This is a genomic window from Pleurocapsa minor HA4230-MV1, assembly GCA_019359095.1.
GTDB lineage: Bacteria > Cyanobacteriota > Cyanobacteriia > Cyanobacteriales > Xenococcaceae > Waterburya > Waterburya minor.
Genome location: JAHHHZ010000002.1, coordinates 39,981 through 62,362, shown reverse-complemented (window position 1 = coordinate 62,362; position 22,382 = coordinate 39,981). Strand labels below are relative to the sequence as shown.

General features: G+C 39.9%; 17 protein-coding genes and 1 pseudogene. 8 read left to right on the top strand and 10 right to left on the bottom strand.

Annotated elements, in window-relative coordinates; genetic code table 11:
- Positions 1-140: 140 nt before the first annotated feature.
- Both KME09_00555 and KME09_00550 read right to left on the bottom strand, forming a co-directional pair.
- A complete protein-coding gene (locus KME09_00555; GenBank protein ID MBW4532409.1) occupies positions 141-470 on the bottom strand; it encodes a helix-turn-helix transcriptional regulator in 330 nt (109 codons plus the stop codon).
- 98 nt (positions 471-568) lie between these two features.
- On the bottom strand, positions 569-1,273 hold the full coding sequence (locus tag KME09_00550; protein MBW4532408.1) for a D-alanyl-D-alanine dipeptidase: 705 nt from the start codon (positions 1,271-1,273) through the stop codon (positions 569-571).
- A 220-nt stretch (positions 1,274-1,493) separates the two neighbouring features.
- Between KME09_00550 and KME09_00545 the strand changes: the two genes are divergently transcribed.
- From KME09_00545 to KME09_00535, 3 genes are all read left to right on the top strand, one after another.
- Positions 1,494-4,493, top strand: a complete 3,000-nt coding sequence (locus KME09_00545) for a DUF3854 domain-containing protein (protein ID MBW4532407.1) — start codon at positions 1,494-1,496, stop codon at positions 4,491-4,493.
- Positions 4,494-4,574: 81 nt separating this feature from the next.
- Positions 4,575-4,787, top strand: coding sequence for a hypothetical protein (locus tag KME09_00540; protein MBW4532406.1), 213 nt, complete (start codon positions 4,575-4,577; stop codon positions 4,785-4,787).
- 223 nt (positions 4,788-5,010) lie between these two features.
- Positions 5,011-5,646: a LysE family translocator gene (locus KME09_00535; GenBank protein ID MBW4532405.1), complete on the top strand. Its 636-nt coding sequence runs from the start codon at positions 5,011-5,013 to the stop codon at positions 5,644-5,646.
- Between the two features lie 31 nt (positions 5,647-5,677).
- Here KME09_00535 and KME09_00530 read toward each other — a convergent pair whose 3' ends face one another.
- A complete protein-coding gene (locus KME09_00530) occupies positions 5,678-6,511 on the bottom strand; it encodes a pentapeptide repeat-containing protein (GenBank protein MBW4532404.1) in 834 nt (277 codons plus the stop codon).
- Positions 6,512-6,532: 21 nt separating this feature from the next.
- Positions 6,533-7,267 carry a GntR family transcriptional regulator gene (locus KME09_00525; GenBank protein MBW4532403.1) on the bottom strand — a complete coding sequence of 245 codons (735 nt, stop codon included), beginning with the start codon at positions 7,265-7,267 and terminating at the stop codon, positions 6,533-6,535.
- A gap of 96 nt (positions 7,268-7,363) precedes the next feature.
- Between KME09_00525 and KME09_00520 the strand changes: the two genes are divergently transcribed.
- The 3 genes and pseudogenes from KME09_00520 to KME09_00510 all read left to right on the top strand — a co-directional run bounded on the left by KME09_00520 (position 7,364) and on the right by KME09_00510 (position 10,832).
- The gene (locus KME09_00520) at positions 7,364-8,281 is read left to right on the top strand and encodes a fatty acid desaturase family protein (protein ID MBW4532402.1); all 918 of its coding nucleotides are present in this window, start codon (positions 7,364-7,366) and stop codon (positions 8,279-8,281) included.
- 105 nt (positions 8,282-8,386) lie between these two features.
- Positions 8,387-9,688: pseudogene (glnT, locus tag KME09_00515) on the top strand (type III glutamate--ammonia ligase).
- Positions 9,689-9,770: 82 nt separating this feature from the next.
- Positions 9,771-10,832: a M42 family peptidase gene (locus KME09_00510; GenBank protein MBW4532401.1), complete on the top strand. Its 1,062-nt coding sequence runs from the start codon at positions 9,771-9,773 to the stop codon at positions 10,830-10,832.
- Positions 10,833-10,951: 119 nt separating this feature from the next.
- On the opposite strand, the gene KME09_00505 is transcribed toward KME09_00510, so the two are convergent.
- The 3 genes from KME09_00505 to murJ all read right to left on the bottom strand — a co-directional run bounded on the left by KME09_00505 (position 10,952) and on the right by murJ (position 17,369).
- Entirely contained in the window at positions 10,952-11,179 is a 228-nt protein-coding gene (locus KME09_00505) for a hypothetical protein (GenBank protein ID MBW4532400.1), read from the bottom strand.
- A 414-nt stretch (positions 11,180-11,593) separates the two neighbouring features.
- Positions 11,594-15,484: an amino acid adenylation domain-containing protein gene (locus KME09_00500; GenBank protein MBW4532399.1), complete on the bottom strand. Its 3,891-nt coding sequence runs from the start codon at positions 15,482-15,484 to the stop codon at positions 11,594-11,596.
- A gap of 286 nt (positions 15,485-15,770) precedes the next feature.
- Complete coding sequence (gene murJ, locus KME09_00495; protein MBW4532398.1) at positions 15,771-17,369, bottom strand: murein biosynthesis integral membrane protein MurJ; 1,599 nt, start codon at positions 17,367-17,369, stop codon at positions 15,771-15,773.
- A gap of 88 nt (positions 17,370-17,457) precedes the next feature.
- Between murJ and KME09_00490 the strand changes: the two genes are divergently transcribed.
- Complete coding sequence (locus tag KME09_00490; GenBank protein ID MBW4532397.1) at positions 17,458-18,753, top strand: tetratricopeptide repeat protein; 1,296 nt, start codon at positions 17,458-17,460, stop codon at positions 18,751-18,753.
- Positions 18,754-18,764: 11 nt separating this feature from the next.
- Here KME09_00490 and KME09_00485 read toward each other — a convergent pair whose 3' ends face one another.
- Positions 18,765-19,541, bottom strand: a complete 777-nt coding sequence (locus KME09_00485) for a phycocyanobilin:ferredoxin oxidoreductase (protein MBW4532396.1) — start codon at positions 19,539-19,541, stop codon at positions 18,765-18,767.
- A gap of 137 nt (positions 19,542-19,678) precedes the next feature.
- Between KME09_00485 and tatA the strand changes: the two genes are divergently transcribed.
- Positions 19,679-19,852, top strand: a complete 174-nt coding sequence (gene tatA / locus KME09_00480) for a twin-arginine translocase TatA/TatE family subunit (protein MBW4532395.1) — start codon at positions 19,679-19,681, stop codon at positions 19,850-19,852.
- Between the two features lie 13 nt (positions 19,853-19,865).
- Here the strand turns inward: tatA and KME09_00475 are convergent, their stop codons facing one another.
- Both KME09_00475 and KME09_00470 read right to left on the bottom strand, forming a co-directional pair.
- Positions 19,866-20,924: a glycosyltransferase family 4 protein gene (locus tag KME09_00475; GenBank protein MBW4532394.1), complete on the bottom strand. Its 1,059-nt coding sequence runs from the start codon at positions 20,922-20,924 to the stop codon at positions 19,866-19,868.
- 12 nt (positions 20,925-20,936) lie between these two features.
- Complete coding sequence (locus KME09_00470) at positions 20,937-21,965, bottom strand: HEAT repeat domain-containing protein (GenBank protein ID MBW4532393.1); 1,029 nt, start codon at positions 21,963-21,965, stop codon at positions 20,937-20,939.
- Positions 21,966-22,382 lie beyond the last annotated feature (417 nt).

Here is a 22,382-nt window from a genome sequence, read left to right as displayed (position 1 = left end):
GAGTTACAATATCTGTGCTGAAGAAATATATTGAGAATCAAAATACACCAATTTAAACCCTGCCCACCCTCTCATCCCGACGTTGACCTATCGGTACAACGCGGGGCTTCACGGGTGGAAGCTAAATCCCGATCGTTCATTCACACTACCTCTGGCTCAGATATCCAATAAGCTACGCTTTCTAATAACTGTTGTTTCGCTTCCAGAGCTTTGGTACCAGCTCCTGTAATTTGGTAGTATTTTCGTCTAGCTCCAGTATGCTTTTCAGGTGCTTCATTACCCCATTCCGACTTAACAAAGCATTTTTTCTCCAGCTTTTTCAAGTTGGGATAGAGAGAATTAAACCTAATTTGCTTACCACCACTTTGCTGTATTGCTTCGAGAATTTCCAATCCATAACGTTTTCTGAAACGAAGTGCTGACAGGATGACTTCCTGATTAGGGGTAAGACTCAAATCTAGGTTGCTCATATTATTTGACTGCTATTCTTGAAAGCTATATATACATATATAACATTATATCTAATAAATAGATATATATCCTCGATAAAATATTAATCTAAGATTAATTAAACTCGACCATAACGGGCGATCGCAGTATTGGCAGGATTTTGCTGATTATGTAACCAAGCCCACATTTGATCGCCTAAAGAAAAATGCCACCATTCTTGAGGATGTCTGATGAAACCAGAATTAGTCATTATTCTCGCTAATAACTGACGATTAAATTGATACTGCTGACTCTCGCCATCCTGATCGCTGACATAGTAATCTGGGTGCGATCGCGCGGAAAGTTCATCAATTTCGCCTCCCATATCTAACGCTTCTCCCAAATCGTTCACGATCGTTACGTCAACTGCTGCTCCTGTACTATGAGGAGGGGGCATGGTTCGATCTAAGCTAGGTGCTGCCCACAGTTGATAGACTTTACTCCACAAGTCTTGTCGTTGTTGAGCAGATAGTTGATGCTCATGAAGATCGAGTTCTTTGACTAAGGAATTGAAGGTATAGTTGACCATATGTTGCTGTACCCCTACAGGACGATAAGCATCATAGACCTTAATTTTCCAGCCAGGATAGCGTTTTTCCAGCAAAAACTGTGCTTCTAGCAATGCCCGTACCACTCCTTGACGTAAGCAGTAGGGAGATTTATTGCCATATTCTGCCCCTAATTTGACATAAGGATGGGGTAGTTCTACGGACAAACTATTTGTGGGAATAGCAATCAACCGTTCGCCACAGTCTTTAATCGGGATCTGATGATAAGGTTTCACTATTTTTAAATTGATAAAAGTATTGGAATACAGCCACTAATATTAAGTCTGCATCCAGATTCTGACTCATATTTGCCTAGATCGACTACCCTCAAATATAGTTTGGTCGCACCCGAGCGCTAATAATTCTATATGTAGTGTTTGCGTGGGAATTATTCGCTTATCTACGCTACATATAGTGGTATGATACTAATCCTTAAAGAGCAAGAAATTAGCAGCAATGGATTATTTACGGGAATGGCAGGCAAGTGGTGTAGACGAAGAGCTAACTAATCTCAACGTAGTCGATCTTCAAGGCACTTCTCCCGCCCAGTATTTACTCTATTCTAATTCTATCCCCAGAAGAAATGACGGCAGAATTAGTGAAGGATTTCTTCAGCGTTATGCCCATACAGATGCAGGAGGCTGGTGGTGTTCTGGGATCGATGTTCTTAATGGAGATGAAGATATTTGGGGGTGTTTTAAACCAAATCAACCTCTTAATCGGGATAACAAGGTAATTAAATATGAGCATCCTCCAAAAGCTGCTACAGGCTTGTTTGCGCTTAAAGTTACGCTGAATCTTTGGCATCAAATTGCCGATCGTGCTGGCATTAAGATAGACTCGGCAGCAATTAATGAGCAAAGTGCTGATTTAGGCTTTTGGCAGTGGTTAATCGATCACCCTGAAGTTCCTTTGTGTATTACTGAGGGAGCAAAAAAAGCGGGAGCTTTATTATCGGCTGGCTATGGCACAGTGGCATTACCAGGGATTAATAATGGTTACCGTACCCCTAAAGATGACCAAGGAAAAAGAATTGGCAAGTCTCATTTAATCCCTCAACTCGCCAAATTAGCTGCATCTGGGCGAGAAATATATTTAGTGTTCGATCGAGATGTCAAGCCAACGGCAGTTAATGCAGTTAACGCAGCGATCAAAAAAACAGGGTATCTATTCCAAAAAGCTGGTTGCCAAGTGAAGGTGGTTACCTGGGATAGTGCATTGGGGAAAGGGGTTGATGATTTAATCGCTAGTCAAGGTCAAGCATGTTTTACTCAGGCATATGATGATGCTTTAGATTTGGAAAGCTGGAAGGCAAAGTCTTGGACAAAACTAACCTATCCTGCTGAGATTCAGCTTAATAGTCGCTATCTTCCCGAATTAAAGATCTCGCCTCAAACTAAGCTGGTTGGGATCAAATCTCCTAAAGGGACAGGGAAAACTCAGTCTTTAGTTAAAGTTGTGGAACAGGCGATCGCCAAATCGCAAAAAGTTTTGGTAATCGGACATCGGGTACAGTTAGTCAAAGAATTATGTCAGCGTTTTGGTTTGAACTATATTACCGAAGTGAGCGATCGCTGTGATCGATCTAATCTGGGTTATGGTTTGTGTATTGATTCTCTACATGGTCTATCTCAGGCGCAGTTTGACCCAAATGAGTGGCACGACAGTTTGGTAATTATTGACGAAGTGGAACAAGTACTCTGGCACGCGCTTAATTCTAGTACCTGTAAAGATCGTCGGGTAGAAATCCTCAAGTGCTTTAAAACCTTGATGCAGAATGTCTTGGGTAACCAAGGACAGCTATATATAGCCGATGCGGATCTCAGTGATATTGCGCTAGATTATCTAATTTCTTTATCAGGACTAGATCTCAAACCCTGTATCGTCCACAATACTTGGCAAAGCGATCGTACCCAGTCATGGCAAGTATATAACTACCAGGGTAAAACGCCTAAAAAACTGGTTAACAATTTAGAAGCAGATATTAAGCAAGGGGGAAAGCCGTTTATTTGTTTATCGGCGCAGAAGCTCACCAGTAAATGGGGAACACAAAACCTTGAAGCCTATTTAAAACAGCAATTTCCCGAACGCAAAATTTTGAGAATTGATTCCCAATCCCTTACGGATCATCAACATCCAGCCTACAACTGCATCTCCAACTTAGAGCAGGTTCTCAGTCAATATGATATTGTTCTCGCCAGTCCCTCGATTGAAACAGGTATCTCCATTGAACTAAAGCACTTTACTTCGGTCTGGGCGATCGCTCAAGGAATTCAAGCCGAAAACGCCGTGCGCCAAACCTTGGCAAGAATACGTCAGAATGTCCCTCGTCATCTGTGGTGTGCTAATTATAGCTATAACAAAATTGGTAATGGTTCAACTTCCATTCCCGCCTTACTTAGCTCCAATCAGCGCTTTACTCAGTTAAACATCCGTTTATTACAGCAGTCCGACTTTGCCTATTTAGACGATTTAGATACTGGTTTTCAAGCCGAATCTCTGTTGTGCTGGGCAAAAATGGCGGTTAGATACAATGCGGGAGCAGTTAACTATCGCAACTCGATTGTAGCGGGATTAAAAGCCGAAGGACATCAGATTATTGATGCTGCTAAGTATCAACCTGAAGTCCCGACTAAATCAACTACGGATAATTCCCTCGTGGCTGCAATCACGGAAATTAGTAGCCAAAACTATCTGGCAGAATGTGCCGCGATCGCCTGTGCGCCTAGTTTAGATGAGTCACAGTATCGGTACTTAAAAAAACAGCTAATTAAATCATTAGGCGATCGCCGTCAACTCCGCAAATATGAGCTTCAGCAGCGTTATCATCTACCAATTACGCCAGAGTTAGTATCTCTAGACGATCGAGGCTGGTATCAAAAAATTAGACTCCATTATTTTCTGACGATTGGTCGTCCTTACCTAGCAGATCGCGACACCAAAGCTGTTCGTCAACTAATGCAGCAAGGGAATGGAAGCCTGTTCTTACCTGACTTTAACAGTTCTCAATTGGGGGCAATTGTCGGCTCGTTAGAAATTTTAGGCATTCCTGTCTTGCTCCAGCAACAGGCTAGAGAATTACGTAACGCTGATGCTGACTTGCAGTCTCTAGCAGCGATCGCCCTGAGTAACCGTCGTGAAATTAAAACTATGCTCAATTTAACTCTGGCTAAAAACTATAGTCCCATAACTATTATCAGTCGTCTTTTGGCTAAAATTGGCTGCAAAATTAAATGTCTGCGTTACGAAAGTCAGAACCAAAAAAGAGTTAGAATATATCAAATTCTTGCTCCAGAAGATCGACGAGAACAGGTATTTACTCAATGGCTCAACATAGATCGACAACGCCCAGGTAATTCCTTATTTTGGTCAGGCGATCGCCATGTAAGTTCTCAGAATAAAATTGCTGCTCAAAATACTGATGACAATTATCTCCAATTAAGTTTAGATGTTTAAAGGGCAGTAACTTAATTTAACTTTTTAAATAAAGCAGCTAATTAAGTCTGTAAATAACTCCTTCTCACCTTAAGATTATTCATGGAAACTAATTCAAGCTCAAATATCAACGGCTATAATCTGTTTGTACAGCATTTGGCAAATAACCTATATCACTTAAACATTGTCGATCCTGAAGATCAAGTACATCATTTTGAGGGTGTTTATTCCAGTCCTCAAGCTGCGATGGAAAAAGGCAAGTCTGTAATTGAAAATTTTATCTTTTGGCGCAAAAAAACTGCCAAGTTAAGTTAACCAGAGACTATTAGGTTAAAAATTGAGAGAATATCCCGATCAAAAATCATTGCTAGAAAGAAGAATGGAGATCGGGATATTTTTACTGATGTTGCTGAAGAAGATGACGTAGTTCCATTTGAACTTTAAAGGTGTTAATAAGTAACTAAATAGCTTGTATTCTCATCAAACTAAAAACTAGACTGATAATATCGTTTAAGTTTTGTTTTTAATCAGCAAGAAAATGTTTGGAACTCACAATCTGTCGGCTTTTCTTCTGTCAAGTTTTTTACTCTGGATTACGCCTGGTACAGATACAATGTACATCCTAGCTCGAAGTATATCCCAAGGTCGTCAAGCTGGATTAATCTCAGTGTTGGGTATTAGTAGTGGCATTTTGGTTCATACGACATTTGCTGCGTTTGGATTATCAGCGATTTTAGCGACTTCTGCTTGGGCATTTACAACCATCAAGATTGCTGGGGCTATATATCTTATTTATCTTGGTCTTCAAGCTTGGTTGAGAAAGTCTTCACCTCTATCTACTCCAGAAATAAACTCAATGAGTAGCTGGCAAATTTATCGTCAGGGAGTTGTAACGAATGTTCTCAACCCTAAAGTGGCAATCTTCTTTCTCGCCTTCCTTCCACAATTTGTTGAACCAACAGCAGGTTTTGGAGCATTACCGTTTTTATTGTTAGGTATTTTGTTTGTGACTGGTGGTACAGTATGGTGCTTGCTACTAGCTGGATTTGCTGCAATAGCAACCAATACGGTTAGAGAAAATAAGCAATTTTCAGGTTGGTTAGAGCGAATTACAGGTTGTGTATATATTGGATTAGGTTTGAATCTGTTAAGAAGTAAATCTCAACCAACGTAAATTTATTAAGTAAAAAAATGCGCTCGCCTTTTTACGCTTGTCTTGCCAAACTATCTTTGGTGTTACAGCGTGTATAAGCATTCCAGGTAGTTAGATCTGGTGCAGGAAAATTTAAAATAGCTGAACGAGCTTGCTCGCTTAAGCCTTTGACAAAGCTAAAATCTGCCCCAGCAATATTTTGTAGATTATCTAAGTTTGCCCCTGTCAAATCTGCGCCTCTCAAATCCACTCCTTTTAGTTCGGTATTGCCTAAGCGAGCATTACGTAAACTTGCTCCTGTCATGATGGCTTTTTGCAAAATCGCGCCACTAAAGGAAACATCATCTAAAATTGCGCCAGTAAAATCTGTTCCGCTCAAATAAGCGCCAATCATTTTTGCCCCTGTTAAATCTACTCCACGCAGATTAGCAGTATTCAGATAAGCTCCAGTCAATTTTGCTCCTGGCCCTACTGCACCCGAACTTTGATAGTCAAACCCTTCAGGAAAAGCCGTTTGGAGATCGTAAATGGTTACTTGAAACTGAGTATTAGTTAAATTAGCACCGCTTAAATTAGCACCTCGCAGATCGGCACGACTCAAATATGCCCCTGTTAAATCTGCTCCTGTTAGATTTGCTCTGGTTAAATCTGCTCCTCTTAAATCTGTATTTTTCAGGTTTGCTCCTTGGAGATTTGCTTCCACCAGATCGGCATTAGTCAAAACACTGCCAGAAAAATTAACCTGCTCTAAGTTAACTTGACTAAGAGCGATCGCATATAAATCTTGGTTATTAAAGTCGGCATGGGCTAAACTTTCTCCTGTCTTAATTTTGGCAGCGATCTTAGCAGCATGAGGAGATTTATTACTAGAGGTTGTAGTCGGCATGGTTTAAAATGGTTTAGATTATCAATAATTATTTTGATTGACTGAATAGCAGAAGCGATCGCCTCTAGAAATTGATTCTCCATGAACTACGGGGCGATTATGAGCATAGGCAGTGTGACGATAAACTAATAAAGGATGACCCAGAGGTACATCTAGATATTCACTCAGTTCTAAACTAGCATTAGTACATTCAATAATTGCTTCGACCCGCTCGATCTGATAGTTATTACGTTCTAAAACAGGAAAGGTCATATTTTGCTTTAACTCTGATTCTAGTTTAGAACCTATCTCTGGCAGAATATAAGTAAGATCGACACATCCAGGTTCTCGATCTACTAGTAAGATTTTTTTTTGTAAATAAGCAGTCGGATTATCTGAGGGTAATTGCAGCATTACCTGTACTTGTTGTGGTGCTGTAACCAGTTCAAAAGTTATATTTTGCAAATATAGTTCGATGCCCTGATTGGCTAGATCTTCTTCTAGAAACGTGAGGGGATTGGAAAGAGTATAAATTACTTTGCGCTTTTGAGTAACAAACACTCCTTTCCCCTGATGGGTAGTCACTAAACCTTGCTGAACTAAATTGGCGATCGCTCTTCTGATGGTAATTCGGCTGACTTGCCATTCTTTAATTAGTTCTCTTTCACTGGGTAATTTAGCCCCTGGTGAATAACGACCACTAATAATTTGTTGGTGGATCTGTTCGGAAATATCTAAATGAAGTGGTATTTGTTTTTGCGATCTCACCAAATTCAAGGCAATTGGTAACTTATGTGACCAAATTATTATAACAAGTTGGTATGATTGTGTTAATTTAGGACTTGTTATAATAAGTGAATTAAAAAGCTAGTCATGAACACTCAAGTCAAGACCAGATCGGCATTTGGTCATCAGCCAAAACAAATTCTAGCTTCATTAGAGTTAAAGACTCTGAATGCTCGTTCTAATCGGCGAGGGTTAATCCAGCTAGCAGGACATCTGTTGGTGATGGTATGTAGTGGTTACTTGTGGATCGCGGTTGATAGTTGGGTAATTAAAATACCAGCATTAATGATCTATGGCTTCAGTTTTGCTGCCATGTTTGCACCCTTACATGAAAGTTCTCATCGAACAGCTTTTGCTAGCAATCGTCTCAACGATCTTGTGGCTTGGATAGCGGGACTCTTTTCCTTTTATAACAGTGATTTTTACCGTCGCTATCACAAATGGCATCATCGCTATGCTCAAGTTAATGGCAAAGATCCCGAACTAGACGACCCCAAACCAAGTAACATTGGGGAATATTTAGTAGAGTTAAGCGGTTTCAACTGGTGGATTGGCAAATTTAAAACTCACTATCAAGTAGCCACAGGTAAGCTAGAAGATTATGCTTTTATCGCTGAAGATGCGCGCGACGAAGTAATCAGATCGACTCGCCTGCAACTAGCTTTCTATGTTGCTGCGATCGCTATTTCTCTAATCTTTAAACAGCCTTGGTTTTTTACCATGTGGTTGCTACCTTTAGCTGTAGGACAGCCGATTTTACGCTTTATTTTATTGGCCGAACATACAGGGTGCAGTAACAACGACAATCCTTTAACCAATACCCGCACTACTTTAACCTGGTTTCCCGTAATAGTATGGAACATTCCCTTTCATGCCGAACACCATCTTTATCCTTCGATTCCCTTTCATGCGCTACCCCAAGCACATCAGCAGTTAAAGGAACATTTTACGGTAGTCGATCGGGGTTATGTAAATGTACATCGAGATATTAGGGCTTCTTTTTGATTACTAATTACTGATTACTAATTACTAATTACTAAAAGCTAAAAGCTAAAAGCTAAAAGCTAAAAAAGGCGCAGCAGTTTATTTTATCAGGTACTATTAACGACGATGTTATTATCAGAACTAGCTGGCGATCGCCAAATCCGTTATTTTCTTATTTCTTTTACCGATTTATTTGGGGTACAAAGAGCAAAACTTGTTCCTGCTCAAAGTATTGATGAGATGGCGGAAAATGGGGCTGGATTTGCTGGCTTTGCTGCCTGGTTAGATATGACTCCTGCCGATCCTGATATCTTAGCAATCCCCGATCGCAACAGCGTATTTCAACTACCTTGGCAACCAGATGTAGCATGGATTCCCGCCGATCTCTATGGTATAGATGGAAATCCCATCATGCAGACTCCTAGGGTAGTATTAAAGCAAATGCTCGAAACAGCCGAACAACGAGGCTATACTATCAAAACTGGAGTTGAATGCGAATATTTTCTCTTATCGGCAGATGAACTGGAAATTGCCGACAGTCGCGATCGCGCTGCTAAACCTTGCTACAATCAACAGGCATTGATGCGTCGTTATGACGTGATTAGTGAAATTTGTGATGGGATGTTGTCTTTAGGCTGGAAACCATATCAGAACGATCATGAGGATGGTAACGGACAGTTTGAAATGAACTGGACTTATGATGATGCCTTAATTACAGCCGATCGCCATGCTTTTTTCAAGTACATGACTAAAAGTATTGCCGAGAAATACGGATTTCGGGCTACTTTTATGCCCAAGCCTTTTGCCAATTTAACAGGTAACGGTTGTCATACTCATCTCTCAGTTTGGGACAACGTAGGCATGACCAATTTGTTTAAAGACGAACAGGGAGAATCAGAACTTTCAACGTTAGGATATCAATTTATTGGCGGAATTCTGGAGTCGGCTGCTGCTTTGTGTGCCTTTACTAATCCTGCGGTCAACTCTTATAAACGTATTCATGCCTTAAACACAGTGTCGGGTGCAACTTGGTCGCCTAATACCATTAGCTATGCTGGTAACAATCGCACCCATATGATTCGTATTCCCGATCGCGGCCGATTTGAATTTCGTCTAGCTGATGGCGCTGCCAATCCCTATTTACTGCCAGCAGCAATTATTGCCGCAGAATTAGATGGTATTGAACGGAAGCTAGATCCAGGCGATCGCGCTAACTACAATAGCTATACTGAAACCCTATCAGAGGGAGTAAAACGTCTTCCTGGTAATTTATTAGATGCCCTGCGCTGCTTAGAAACCAATTCAGTTTTCCGAAAATCTTTGTGAGAATCATTTGTTGATTCTTACCTAAAACTAAAATACCAACAGTGGAATCAATACAGCGATCATATTTCTCATTGGGAATTAGATCATACACTTAACTGTTAATTGCACTAGCGATCGCATCCAAGACATTTTTACCTACTTTTTGATGATATAGTCATGCTGATTAAGCCAGATTGTCAGAAACATGGAAAGTAACGGCAGTAAAGACACCAAAGAAGGCGATCGCCTGTTCGCTCAAATCCAAGAGTTAGTTTTGTGTCATTCACCTAGTGGGTTAGAAACAGAAATTGATGACCTTTTGTTAAAACAGTTTCAAGAGTTTGAGGTAGAGGCTTGGCAGGATCGAGCAGGCAACGTAATTGCTAAAATTCGTGGACAAGATTCTGCAAGAGCGATCGCTATTACGGCTCATAAAGACGAAATCGGCATGATCGTTAAATCTATTGATGATGATGGCTGCCTTCAGGTACGTCGTTTGGGGGGTTCGTTTCCTTGGGTATACGGTGAAGGGGTCGTTGATATTTTAGGAGATCAAAAGGTTATTAGCGGTATTCTCTCTTTTGGTTCGCGTCATGTTTCCCATGAATCACCACAAAAAGCCCAGCAGATTGATACACCTTTGATGTGGGAGGATGCTTGGGTAGAAACTAAGTGTAGTTTATCTGAGTTAACTACTTTAGGCGTGCGCCCTGGTACTCGGGTAGTGATTGGCAAACATCGTAAACAGCCATTTCGTCTCAAAGACTATATTGCTAGCTACACTTTAGATAATAAAGCTTCAGTGGCTATTCTTTTAGCTCTTGCTGAACGAGTGCAAAATCCTCCTGTTGATATTTATTTAGTCGCCTCAGCCAAAGAAGAAGTCGGTGCAATTGGCGCACTATACTTTACTCAAAATCAGACTTTAGAATCCTTGATTGCTTTAGAAATTTGTCCTCTAGCAGATGAATATCCCATAGAGTCTGGTGTTGCTCCTGTCTTGCTCTCTCAGGATAACTATGGTGTTTATGATGAATTGCTCAACGCGGAAATTCGTACCGCAGCCGAATTAGCCGAAGTTCCCCTTCAGCTAGCGGTAATTGATGGTTTTGGCAGTGATGCTTCAATTGCGATGAAATTTGGTCATGTTTCTCGGGGTGCTTGTCTGAGTTTCCCTACCCAAAATACCCACGGTTATGAAATTGCTCATTTAGGAGCGATCGCCAACTGTATTGAGATTTTAGCTACCTATTGTCTAACTATATAAAAGTGATACCAATTCAATTAAGGTTTGTAACGGATGCTTTTTGGGTAGGGGCGAATAGCTCTAAAGGGTAAGCTTTGTGACCGTAGAACTAGCTCCGCCTTGCCATTCGCCCTTACGTACTATAAATCTAAACCATAATGTTCGCGTATTTTTTCAATATACTCAGCATCTTCAGATGTCATCTCAATTTTGGTTGAATTATTTTGAGATGATAGAAAACCAGAACTAAATTTAGAGCTGTCTTCAGCCGCATCTACGGATGCAGCTACAAAAGGAATATAAATTAAGGCAAGAGTACTCACTGCAAAACTGCTAAATACTTTTAAAGCTTGTACAGATCTTTCCATTTTTTTGTCCTCTTAGAGTCAATTGTGAAAATGTTTGTCCAAGCTAATGTCCAAATATGACTTTCTTGTGTTATTTTTATGTCAATATTTTGTCAATATTAAATAATCTAGTTACTGTAGGTTTTGTCGCCATTAGATAAGAACAAAATAATGATTAATAAGCTTAACAAATAATTATATTACATATGAATATTGGGTAGACTTAGTTGTATTTACTTAGGCGAATTCACTTAATTAAATTAATTAGCAATTACCAATATTTGGATTGGAGAATTAAGGCGATCGCCACACCACCTAAAAAAAAAAGCAAGCAATTCCAAATTTATACCAATTCTCAAAAGTGGCTAGAGAGATAAGGCATCTAAAATATAGTCCCAGCCAGTCAAAGAATGAACAATATCTTCAGATAAAGAGTTATAATTCTGTAGCTAAAACAAGGCAAGACTGTAATTGTCTAGCTAAACTTTGGACATGAGGTTCTTCTATAAAAGTATAGTGATCACCAGTGCAATCATATACTTCTATTTCTTGATTAGATAGTTTGCTCCATCCACATTTTGCTACTGGCTGATAAAAATTCTTAGTAGGATCGGTTTTGACTCTAAAAAGAGTAATTTTTCCCTCATAAACTGAGGGGATATAATTTGAACTTGCTTGTAAATTAGCTTTATAAAGATTTTCCCACAATTTTAAATCTTCAACAGTATAGTTAGGAAACTCATTAATTAAATTATAAAAATATTTAGTACTAGTTAAGTGATAAAAATAATTATTTCTCATAGCTTCATCCTTAAGCAGACGATACATGATTCTGGTGCGTAATGTCTTGAATTTGTTGAAAAGATAATCAGGCCCAATCGATAGAAAATTGCGAAAATGTTGCAACAATCTATTATGTAACGGTAAATATTTGAGGCTTTCTGGAGCATAACAGTCTAATAATGCCAATAATGAAACCTCTTGACTTTGTTCTTTAAACTGTCGAGCCATTTCAAAAGCCACAAGTCCTCCAAAAGAATAACCACCTAGTAAATAAGGGCCCTGCGGTTGTATGGTTTTTATTTCCTTAATATAAAGCTTTGCCATCTCTTCAATGCAGGTTAGAGGGGCAGTTTCTCCATTTTGTCCTGGTGATCTTATGGCATAAAAAGGCTGATCCCGATTGAGATGGTTAGCTAAACTTTTTAAAAAGAGAACTTCACCTTGCGCGCCATGAATACAAAAAAACGGGATTTTAGACCCATGGGGTTGAATTGGTACAAGATACGATGAATCGGGCAAGTATTCTTTTTGACTTATAACTTTTGCTAATTGCTCAATAGTAGATGCTTGCAATACAGTGGATAAAGTTAATTTCTGATTGAATGATTTATGAATTTCAGCAAATAATCGTACTGCCAGCAGAGATTGTCCACCAAGATCGAAGAAATTATCATGGATGCCAATATTCTGGATGCCCAAAACGTTTTGCCAAATTGTTGCCAGTTGCAGTTCCAATTGATTCCTGGGAGCGACAAAGGTTTCTTTTGGTTCAGATCTAGCTTGCTCAGGTGCGGGTAGAGCGCGATGGTCTATTTTGCCATTAGTAGTTAAGGGTAAAGCCTCTATAAAAATGAATGTACTTGGTATCATGTAGTGCGGTAGTTTTTCCTTAAGGAATCCGCGTATTTCTTCGGTGGTAACTGTTTGTTCTGGCTGGGGAACAATGTAGGCGACTAGGCGCTTGTCTCCTAAGTTGTCTTCTTTAGCTATGACGACTGTTTGGTGTATGTTTTGATGTAGTGTGATCGTAGCTTTAATTTCACCCAGCTCAATGCGAAAGCCACGAATTTTTACCTGATTATCGATTCGTCCCAGATATTCAATTTTAGCATTATGCCCTAAAGGATATGCGGAGCGGTATGCTTTAGCACTAACTTCGTGTGACGCGACGTTAGGAGCTAATCCTTTAGGACGCGAAGCGGTACCCTTTAGGGTGGCTAGATAACGGGCTAAATCTCCTGTTTTATATAATTTTGACTTTTGATCCTGAGCAAAGGGATTGTCCACAAATTTTTCAGCGGTTAACTCAGGACGATTTAAATAACCTCGGGCTAAACCTGCACCACCTATATAGATTTCTCCTGGAACTCCCACAGGAACTGGGTGTAAGTTTTGATCTAAAATATAAGTCTGGAGATTGGGCAATGGTCTACCAATTGGGATGGTAGATAGGTGATCGAGCTGATGAGGAATTTTATAACTGGTAGCCACAACAGTGGTTTCTGTAGGGCCATAAGTATTAATTAGCTGACAAGTTCCGACTAATCGATTCCAAATTGTTACTTGCTTGGGATTGACTGCTTCGCCACCAATAATTACTAAACGAATTGATGGGGGTAATTGTAATTGCAGGTTGTTGGCTAATTCCGCCGTGAGTAAATGCCAAAAAGCGGTGGGTAAATCTAAAATCGTAATGCCATAGTCACCAGATTTTTCTAGTAACAATGAGGGCGAATAGCTCATTTCTTCACTACGTAAAACTAATGTCCCTCCCGCGATCAGACAGGGATAGATTTCTTCAATTGAGGCATCAAAACTAATCGAGGCGAATTGTAAAATGCGATCGCTTTGAGTAATTTCATATTCTTGCACTGCTGCTTGAGCAAAATTCACTAAAGCTCGATGAGGGATCTCCACTCCTTTGGGTTTTCCTGTAGAACCAGAGGTGTAGATTACGTAAGCTAGATTGCTGGGATTAGATGTATGGGACTGTAGGGATGTCGGGCTAGATGGAAGATTACTATTGAGGGAAATTATTTGTATGTTGTTTTGACTTACGGTGACACAAGATGCAATTTTGGCTTGTAAATGATTCTGGGTCAGTATCAGAGAGATTTGGGCATCTTGAATAATATAATCTAAGCGTTCTTGAGGATAAGTTGAATCTAAGGGCAGATATGCACCACCAGCCTTAAGAATGGCTAAATTAGCAATAATCATTTCTAGAGAGCGTTCGACAAAAATACCCACTAGGGTTTCTGGCTTTACTCCCAACTCCTGTAAATAGGCAGCAAATTGATTGGCTCGCTCATTTAACTCTTGGTAGGTTAGTTGCTGTTCTTCAAACACTACTGCCAAAGCATCTGGTGTTTTCTCTACCCGATCTTCAAATAACTGATGAATACATTGGTCGAGGGGATAGTCAATTGCCGTATCGTTCCACTCCACCAGGATTGTCTGGCGTTCCCACTCAGATAACAGTGGTAGATGAGCCAGAGATTGAGTAGAGTTCGTAGCAATACCTTGGAGAAAAATCGTAAATTGCTCCAACATCCTAGTAATGCTATTAGCATCAAAAGCTTCAGTGTTATAAAGCCAAAGGCATTCCGTCTCATCCGCTGAAATGATCAAAGTAAGCTCATTGCCAGGGTTACCTTGTTGTTCGGCTATTTTTTCTACCCATTCGATCGCTACGGGAAATATATCTGGGCTAGCTAATGGTATTTTCCGCAGCGTAGGATCTCTCACCACAACATCCCGTGCATAAGTTTTGTGCTGTTTGGTTAGCTCTATCTGTACTCTTATGGCTGCAAAAAACTCCTCAAAACTTTGCTCAAGATTTATGTCTAAATGGCAAGGTACGTAGGCTGCAAAAAAACCTGCGCTATTATTTAGTTCTTGTGCTAATTTGATATCTCTAAATCCAAGATCAAAACTATTTGTTCCGCCAATACGAGCCAGATAACCGATAAAAGCAGCACAGAGAAAATTGCCTAGATTCCAGTTTGAGTTTCGACCTTTCAAAAAAGATCTAATTTCGTCGTGGATTGGAATTGTGACACTTTTAAATTGTTTTTTAAAGTGGGATACTGTTCGATCTGCATAAGGAATAGTGATGGGCTGTAAATTTTCTAGTTTCTCGACCCAAAATGCTTCATGCTTGGCAATCGAACTATTAAACGCCTCAACCTGCTGAACTATCTGAGGATCGATCCCCTGAAACTGATAACCAACCTGTAGTCCAAATCTTTTGCTTAGATCGGGAATTGACAAAGGTTGACCCTCTAAAGTTTGTATTTGGCGCAGAGCAATCTCGTAACTTATGCCAGAAACGCGCACTAAGTTTGGCTCTATAGCTGTTATTGTTCCAGGAAGGGATTGTGACAGTTCGTCTAATACTTCAATTGAAGCAAGCATAAAGTTACCGTCGATCGCCAACTTTGCTACCCTCGGATGATTGGGGGCAAAACCAGAATCTAATTCGGTGGCACAGAGGTTAAAATCCAGCCAACATATTGTTCCTTGTCTATTTTGTTCTGGCATAATCGATCGCGAGGATGTTTAAGATTTCTGTGACCAAAAATTTTAACATCGGATTACACTAAAAATTGTCAAAGATTAGCAGCTTCAAAGCAATCTATTTACTATTTCTTTACATTAAATTTATCATTTGTTTGTATTTTTAAAATTTAAAATTGAGGGCGCTAATAATCTTGGGATTGCATTATATAACAGAATTGCTCGAGATCTGGAGATACAGGGCGGATCGCCAACTCCGATCGCGTTTGCGTGGCAATTTAGGCAAAAAACTTGTCCTGCATTGATATATTTATCTCCCCAACTTCTGTCTAATCCTACTCGTTAAAATATTCAACTCAGGTAATTTAAGCTGCATCGCGATTAGACTAAAAATAATGATCGCCACACCGCTAGCTAGACTTAATTCTAGCAACAGTAATAAGAGATTACCATGACCGATCGCCTTTTCTAATCCTTGACTGACTCCATAACTAGCAACACCCGCCACCGTTGTAGCAATAAATAAACCTGCCAGATCTTTACTCCACTGTAATAAGGGCAAGCCATTTAAACGACGATTCAAGATCCACAAAAAAGCGATCGTCGCCATCATATTTACCCCAATAGTTGCCATGAGGATTCCTGGCGCACCCCAAATATTGACCAAGAGATAATCTAATAAAGCATTTAAGAGAACATTGACAATGCTTATTTTAAATGGTGTCTGAGCGTCTCCCAAACCATAAAACACTCTCACTAGTACATCCCGCGCCATATAAAAAACCATCCCAAAACCATAGACCATGAGCAAAGAAGCTACAAACTGGGAAGCATCGGCATCAAATTGACCTCGCTCAAAGGCTAGTCTGACGATCGGTAAAGCTAAAGAGATAAAAATGGCACTTAAAGGTAGCAAGCTCAATGCACCCAAAAACAATCCTTGGCGAATTTTAACTTTTAATTCACTCCAGTTTTCTGGAGCAGCTAAACGAGAAAAGATCGGTAAAAAAGGTACCAAAATCATGTTGGAAATAATCCCTAAAGGAGTCAACATAATAAAATTGGCACTGCTGATGGCAAAAGCTGCTCCTTCAATTCCCGAAACAAATTGTAAATCAACCGTTAAACTAACCGTCGCCATTCCTGAAGAGAGGATCGCTGGTGCCATGAGGCGAAAAACTTCCATAACTCCAGGCAAACGCCAGTTAAATCTTAGTCGCAAGGTTCCCATATCCAAGCGCCACTGCAAAATAAGTTGGGACAGCCACTGTAATAATCCCCCTGCCAGAGTTCCCCCCGCCAGGACGATCGCCCCTAATTGATAATACTGAGGAGTGTTAATCTGTTCGCCAAATCTCCAGAGAATGTAGCCCACTCCCAAAATCAGAGTCAGGCTTGATAGTAGAGGGCTAATACTGGGGAGCAAATAACTATCAACGGCGCTTAAGGTGCCAAAACCAATACCAATTAATCCTGCCAGTAGAGCCAAAGGTGCCATAATTCGTAGTTGTAGTACGGCTAATTCTTTGGTTTCTAGGGCTAAGTTTGAGCCAGATAAATCGATTAGGTTACTGGCGAAAATGATGATTAATAAGGTTAATACTAATAAAGCAAGACTGACTAGAGTACTTACAGTTTCCACAATCGGTGCTGCTGCTGATTTCTCTTTTTTGGCTAAAACACTGAGTAAAGCACTGTGAAAAGGGCCATTAATTCCGCCTAAAATCACCAGAAAAAAGCTAGGAATAATATAGGCATAGGCATAGGCATTGCTGACAGCACCAATACCAAAGGCGGCAGTAATCGCGATCTGACGGACAAAACCAAATAGTTTACTTGCCAAAGTGGTGATCGCGACTAACTTAGCAATACTACCTATAGAAGGAGATGATTTTTTATTTGCAGTCACGGTTGCAGAATGAATATATATATAGGGATAGAGTCCGATACATTATACGGCTGTAGAATAAAATAAGGTGCAATTAGTCTTTATCCCCATGAGCAAGCTGGAATCTCACTACCTCAAATTAATTGATGCTTTACTCAGCAATCCTCAAGAGCAGGAGATTAGTATTCTCAATGCTCATCCTCAGTTAGTCAATCAAGATTTTATTAGCCGTTTAATGTCTGTGGGTGAAACACTCAGGCAGACGGGAGATCTTAATGCTGCCGAACGTTTGCTTAATCTAGCAGGAAAGTTACTACAGTTAGAAAAAACTAATACTTTTAACAATCGACGTAAAGAGTATTTTGAGTTTTTAATGAATTTGCTACAGCAGATCTCCAATCGTCTACCAGTAGCTGAAGTTTATGCTTTAATTCGCGATAATCAGGATCGGTTTGACCATAATACCACCAAGATTCTGGAAAACTGGGCAAAGGAAACAATTATCTCGGTTGAGCCAAATCAGGGCAAAGCGATCGCCAATGATCTAATTAATTTTGGTAATTTGATTAGTGGCTATCCCGCAGGTGATAAATCCAACAATATTGAACTGGCGATTGTCGCTTATCAAGCAGCTTTAAAAGTTTATCTGCCAACCCTTTATGTTAAAGATTGGGCGATAATTCAGTTAAACTTAGGCAATGTTTATCGCGATCGCGTTTTAGGTAGTCGTCAAGAAAACGTCGAACAGGCAATTGCCACCTATCAACTGGCGCTAGAAGTGATTACCCGCGAAAAATATGCCTACATTTGGGGTAACATTCAGCGTAATCTAGGGATCGCTTATTCTTATCGCATAACAGGAGAACGAGCTAAAAACATTGAAACGGCGATCGCTTGCTACAATCGAGCTTTATCAGTACATAGTCTCGCCGAATATCCCCAAGATTGGGCAGCATCTCAAAATAACTTGGGCGATATTTACCCCAACCGTCTGGAGGGAGAAAAAGCCGAAAATATCGAAATTGCGATTAATCATTTGGAAAAAGCTTTAACTATTTATACCCTAGCAAATGACCCTAATCGTTGGGCAATGTTGCAAAATAATTTAGGCAATGCTTTTCAATTCCGTATTAAGGGCGAAAAAGCTAATAATATTGAGCGCTCGATCTCTCACTATGAAAATGCTTTATCGATTCATAGTTTAGAAAGATTTCCCTACAACTGGGCAATGCTCAACAACAATATCGGTGGGGCTTATCGTCATCGAGTCAAGGGTGAGCCAGCCGAAAATAAACGACAGGCGATCGCTTTTCTGAATAAAGCCTTGCTGATCTACAGCAAAGATCGTTTTCCCCGTCAATGGGCAGAAATCCAGAATAATATCCAAAATATTATGAATAACTAACATTAAGGAAATTATGGTTCTAAACCTGCTACTTTCTCAACTGTTATGACTGCTTCTGGCACATCAAATAACACGTTAGTCATGTAGTTTTCTGCCCAAGTTTCGCCAAAAGCTTTCTCCAAAACACGACGGGTTTTATCGTTTTGCTGCTGCTTACTACAGTAATACCTCTGTCCTGCCAAATACAGTTTTTGTTCTGAGGGTGAAACAGGATTTGAGGCGATCGCTTGTTGACAGTGAACCCGTAAATAATTAGCAGCCAAATCAAGAAAGTTTTGTTCTTCTTCTGCATTATGAGGTCGCACAAACAAACAAAAATCAGAAAAAATATCTGCCCAAGGTGGTAATTCTCTGACTTCGCTAAACTCTAGCTGAGGTAAATCCCTGAGAGACTTAATATATCCAGGGGAGAGAGTTTTATCGGGGCTAGTGGGGGATAAATCGGCGATCGCTGCACTAATGCCTCCTCGACCAGCAACTAGATCGCAGCCAAACATTGGTAAAGGATATTCAGAGCGCGGAAACATGACACAATGGAGAATATCGAGGTTGTTGCCTACTTTGGCTAACTCCAAGTGCATTTTGCGAAATTGAGGCGTTTGATAGCAACGATTTTCAATCCGCAATCTTTCTCCCTCTAGCTTGCCTTCGACATAACCCAATCCTTCAGGCAAATTATAAGCCGAGAGTTCTAAATATTTTTGCCAATAATTGAGAATCCTCTCTGCTAGTCGATGAATTAAAGGATGTTGTTCTTGGCGTAGTGAAGGTTGGGAAGTTTCTAACATTAGGTTATTAAAATACTCGATCTAGGCAATTATACTGATAGCCACAGATGTCTCTATGTTTAACGATATACTGAGACAGACTTTATAGATATATATAGCTATTAATCGTAATAGATTTTAGTGCAGGAGATTTAATTATGTTCGGTTTAGGTATACCTGAAGTCGCGATCATTGGTCTAGTTGCGGTACTTGTGTTTGGCCCTAAAAAAATTCCCGAAATTGGTAGTGCTTTAGGCAAAACTATTAAAGGTTTTAAAGAGGAAATGGATAAGCCTCAGTTGGATGAACCACAAGACAGGGAGCGAGAATAAACCAAATAATTGTTTAACTAATTATTTGCTGAAACCAGGCTTCAAAGCGATCGCCTAAAGCTGCCAAAGAGTATTCTGTTTCCGCCTGTTGCCGGCAGGCAAGGCGATCGATCTGGGAGATTTTAGTAATAGCATGGGCTAATTCTGGCACATTATCTGGTTCAACCAAAAAGCCAGTCTGACCATCTTTGACAATCTCCGAAGGGCCACCACGACGATAGGCAATGATTGGTACACCGCAGGCTAAAGCTTCGATCGCCACATTGCCAAACGCTTCCAGCCAACGGGGAGTCATTAGTAAGGCGCGACATTTGCCCAATTCTTGCTGTAATTTATTGGTATCTAAAAACCCTAGATATTCCATTGGTGCGTCGGGGAAATCATCACAGATCTTGTCCCAGTAATCTCGATCCTGAATTCTACCCATAATCTTCAAGGGAGTTTTGGTCAGATTAACGGCTGCCACTGCATCTTCTAAAGCTTTTTCGGGGGCAATCCGCCCCAACCAGGCAAGGCTCGTACCTGGATGAGGATTAAATTGATAAAGTGATAAATCAACAGCACTACCCAAGATTTGGCACTGGTGACCAAAAGTAAAAGTATCAGCCTGGGACTGAGTATAAACGCCAAAAGTACCAGGGTACTGAGTGATAATCTGCTCCATCATGCGATCGCTAGCATTCGTCATTGAACCCATACTGATAAAGTGGGCAATAGGAGTAGTAAAAAAAGGTGTGAGATAAAAAGGCAGCCAGTCAAAGGCGAAATTAACGATCAAATCGTATTTATTTTGTACTAGTCTGGCATACTCCCACATATTTGCCAGAACTGAATTTGCAGGCATACAGATGGTCATGTCTCTGTTTTGAGTCTGCACGGGAACTTGTAGATTACCCTGGATGGTAGTTACCGCAATATCCGTTAACCAAGATTCTTGAGGGGCAACTACTTCTAATTGATGACCACGATTAACTAACTCTTGGGCTAAATTTTGGATCGTTAACTCCACTCCACCCCCTTGTCCTGAACCCAGAGAACCCACTGAAGTAGATAGAAAAAGAATTTTTAACATGAATTTTTAACATTATTTTTCAGCATCTAACTCTGCTAACAAATAAGCAACTAAATGTAGATTTGCTGCGCTTTCTTGCCCCACAATTAAATCCCCGACTTCATCATCAGAGTAATTATAAAACGTAGGTAACGGGCTAGCATTAAGCTGCCGTAAGATATTAATGGCAGTCTGTCTTACTTCATAGTCTTGGTCTGAATGCATTTGCGCTATTTTGGTAATTACAGGAGAAACAAATTGATATAAGTTTTTTAAGTCTCGTAACGCCTTAAGTCTGACTTCAGGATTTTCGTGCTGTAGAGCAGTAAATAGTTCATTGTTAATCGACTGGTAACTTCGCTGATTAATTTGTGTAACTGCTTGGAGGATTAGGTTTTGATCCTCTGCTCCAACTTGAGAAATAACTTTTAGTAACGGTTCAACACTGTAATACTCTTCAGCCTTGGCTAATCTCCAAATTGCTCGGCGTTTAAGAGTAGTTTGCACTGAGGCGGAATCATTACAATTGTTTAAATGCTTGAGGTAATTAATAAATTCTTGAACCAGATCGAGATTAGGCGGAATATTTACTGGGTCTACTTCATCCTGGACTGCTGATTTTTTTACTTCCCAAGTATTCTCAACAGGTGTATCTGGATCTAATTTTGTGACCACTACGTCTTGGAGCAAATCATTTTTTCTCGAATAAGATTGAGCTGCTGATGTTTCGGTAGATAATCCCGCAACCTTACTCCAGTTGGATTGCTTGTTGGCAGAAGATAAATCTATGAAAGTTTCTTTTTGCTTGGGCTTACTAAACAGAGTCCAGATTAAAAACAGCGCAATTGTCGAGGTAAGAGCCATTCCCCCCAAAGACCAAAGGCGCTCATTTTCCGTTGGTGGCTTTGGATTGAGGGAACGGTTTTGAGCGATCGCTTTTTCAGTTAGCTTTGATTGCAACCAGGGACTAGCTATTTTTGCTGGAGTAGATTGAACCTGAGAATAATTTTGTTCTAGACTATTAATTGCATTTTGATTAAGCAGCGTTTTTTCTTTAATCATGTTTGTGTTTGATAAACTTGATTTTGCTGCCCAACTGTACCCAGGGTTAAAACCAAATAATGTAAAATAAATAATAAGACAAGCAAAACGACCGCAAATCATAAACTATGGTTAGCCATTATAAATATCAATTTTAGTCTGATTAAAAAGCAGCTTTATTTTTTTAATTCAGATGAAGCAAATGCTACTTGTTAATATTATTAACTTATTCTTAATCTTAACATTGAATAGAGACAACTAATCAAACCTTATTTAATCACTAAAAATTAACTAAAATAAAATTATCAAGACTATAATTTCTGGCTCAAGATTGATAGTTAGTGCGGTCAAAAAAAACTTTAAAAACTAACTATTAAACTAGAATTTGAAAAAAGTATCTTTCTCGCGCTAGCATAATCATAGCTTTCGCTGAAATTA

Bases quoted from the DNA above. Each gene is read 5' to 3' on its own strand.
- KME09_00505 (MBW4532400.1), bottom strand. From the start codon at position 11,179: ATGGAAAGATCTGTACAAGCTTTAAAAGTATTTAGCAGTTTTGCAGTG.
- KME09_00540 (MBW4532406.1), top strand. From the start codon at position 4,575: ATGGAAACTAATTCAAGCTCAAATATCAACGGCTATAATCTGTTTGTA.
- KME09_00545 (MBW4532407.1), top strand. From the start codon at position 1,494: ATGGATTATTTACGGGAATGGCAGGCAAGTGGTGTAGACGAAGAGCTA.
- KME09_00490 (MBW4532397.1), top strand. From the start codon at position 17,458: ATGAGCAAGCTGGAATCTCACTACCTCAAATTAATTGATGCTTTACTC.
- KME09_00475 (MBW4532394.1), bottom strand. From the start codon at position 20,924: ATGTTAAAAATTCTTTTTCTATCTACTTCAGTGGGTTCTCTGGGTTCA.
- KME09_00500 (MBW4532399.1), bottom strand. From the start codon at position 15,484: ATGCCAGAACAAAATAGACAAGGAACAATATGTTGGCTGGATTTTAAC.
- KME09_00520 (MBW4532402.1), top strand. From the start codon at position 7,364: ATGAACACTCAAGTCAAGACCAGATCGGCATTTGGTCATCAGCCAAAA.
- KME09_00555 (MBW4532409.1), bottom strand. From the start codon at position 470: ATGAGCAACCTAGATTTGAGTCTTACCCCTAATCAGGAAGTCATCCTG.
- KME09_00485 (MBW4532396.1), bottom strand. From the start codon at position 19,541: ATGTTAGAAACTTCCCAACCTTCACTACGCCAAGAACAACATCCTTTA.
- KME09_00470 (MBW4532393.1), bottom strand. From the start codon at position 21,965: ATGATTAAAGAAAAAACGCTGCTTAATCAAAATGCAATTAATAGTCTA.
- KME09_00535 (MBW4532405.1), top strand. From the start codon at position 5,011: ATGTTTGGAACTCACAATCTGTCGGCTTTTCTTCTGTCAAGTTTTTTA.
- tatA (MBW4532395.1), top strand. From the start codon at position 19,679: ATGTTCGGTTTAGGTATACCTGAAGTCGCGATCATTGGTCTAGTTGCG.
- KME09_00530 (MBW4532404.1), bottom strand. From the start codon at position 6,511: ATGCCGACTACAACCTCTAGTAATAAATCTCCTCATGCTGCTAAGATC.
- KME09_00510 (MBW4532401.1), top strand. From the start codon at position 9,771: ATGGAAAGTAACGGCAGTAAAGACACCAAAGAAGGCGATCGCCTGTTC.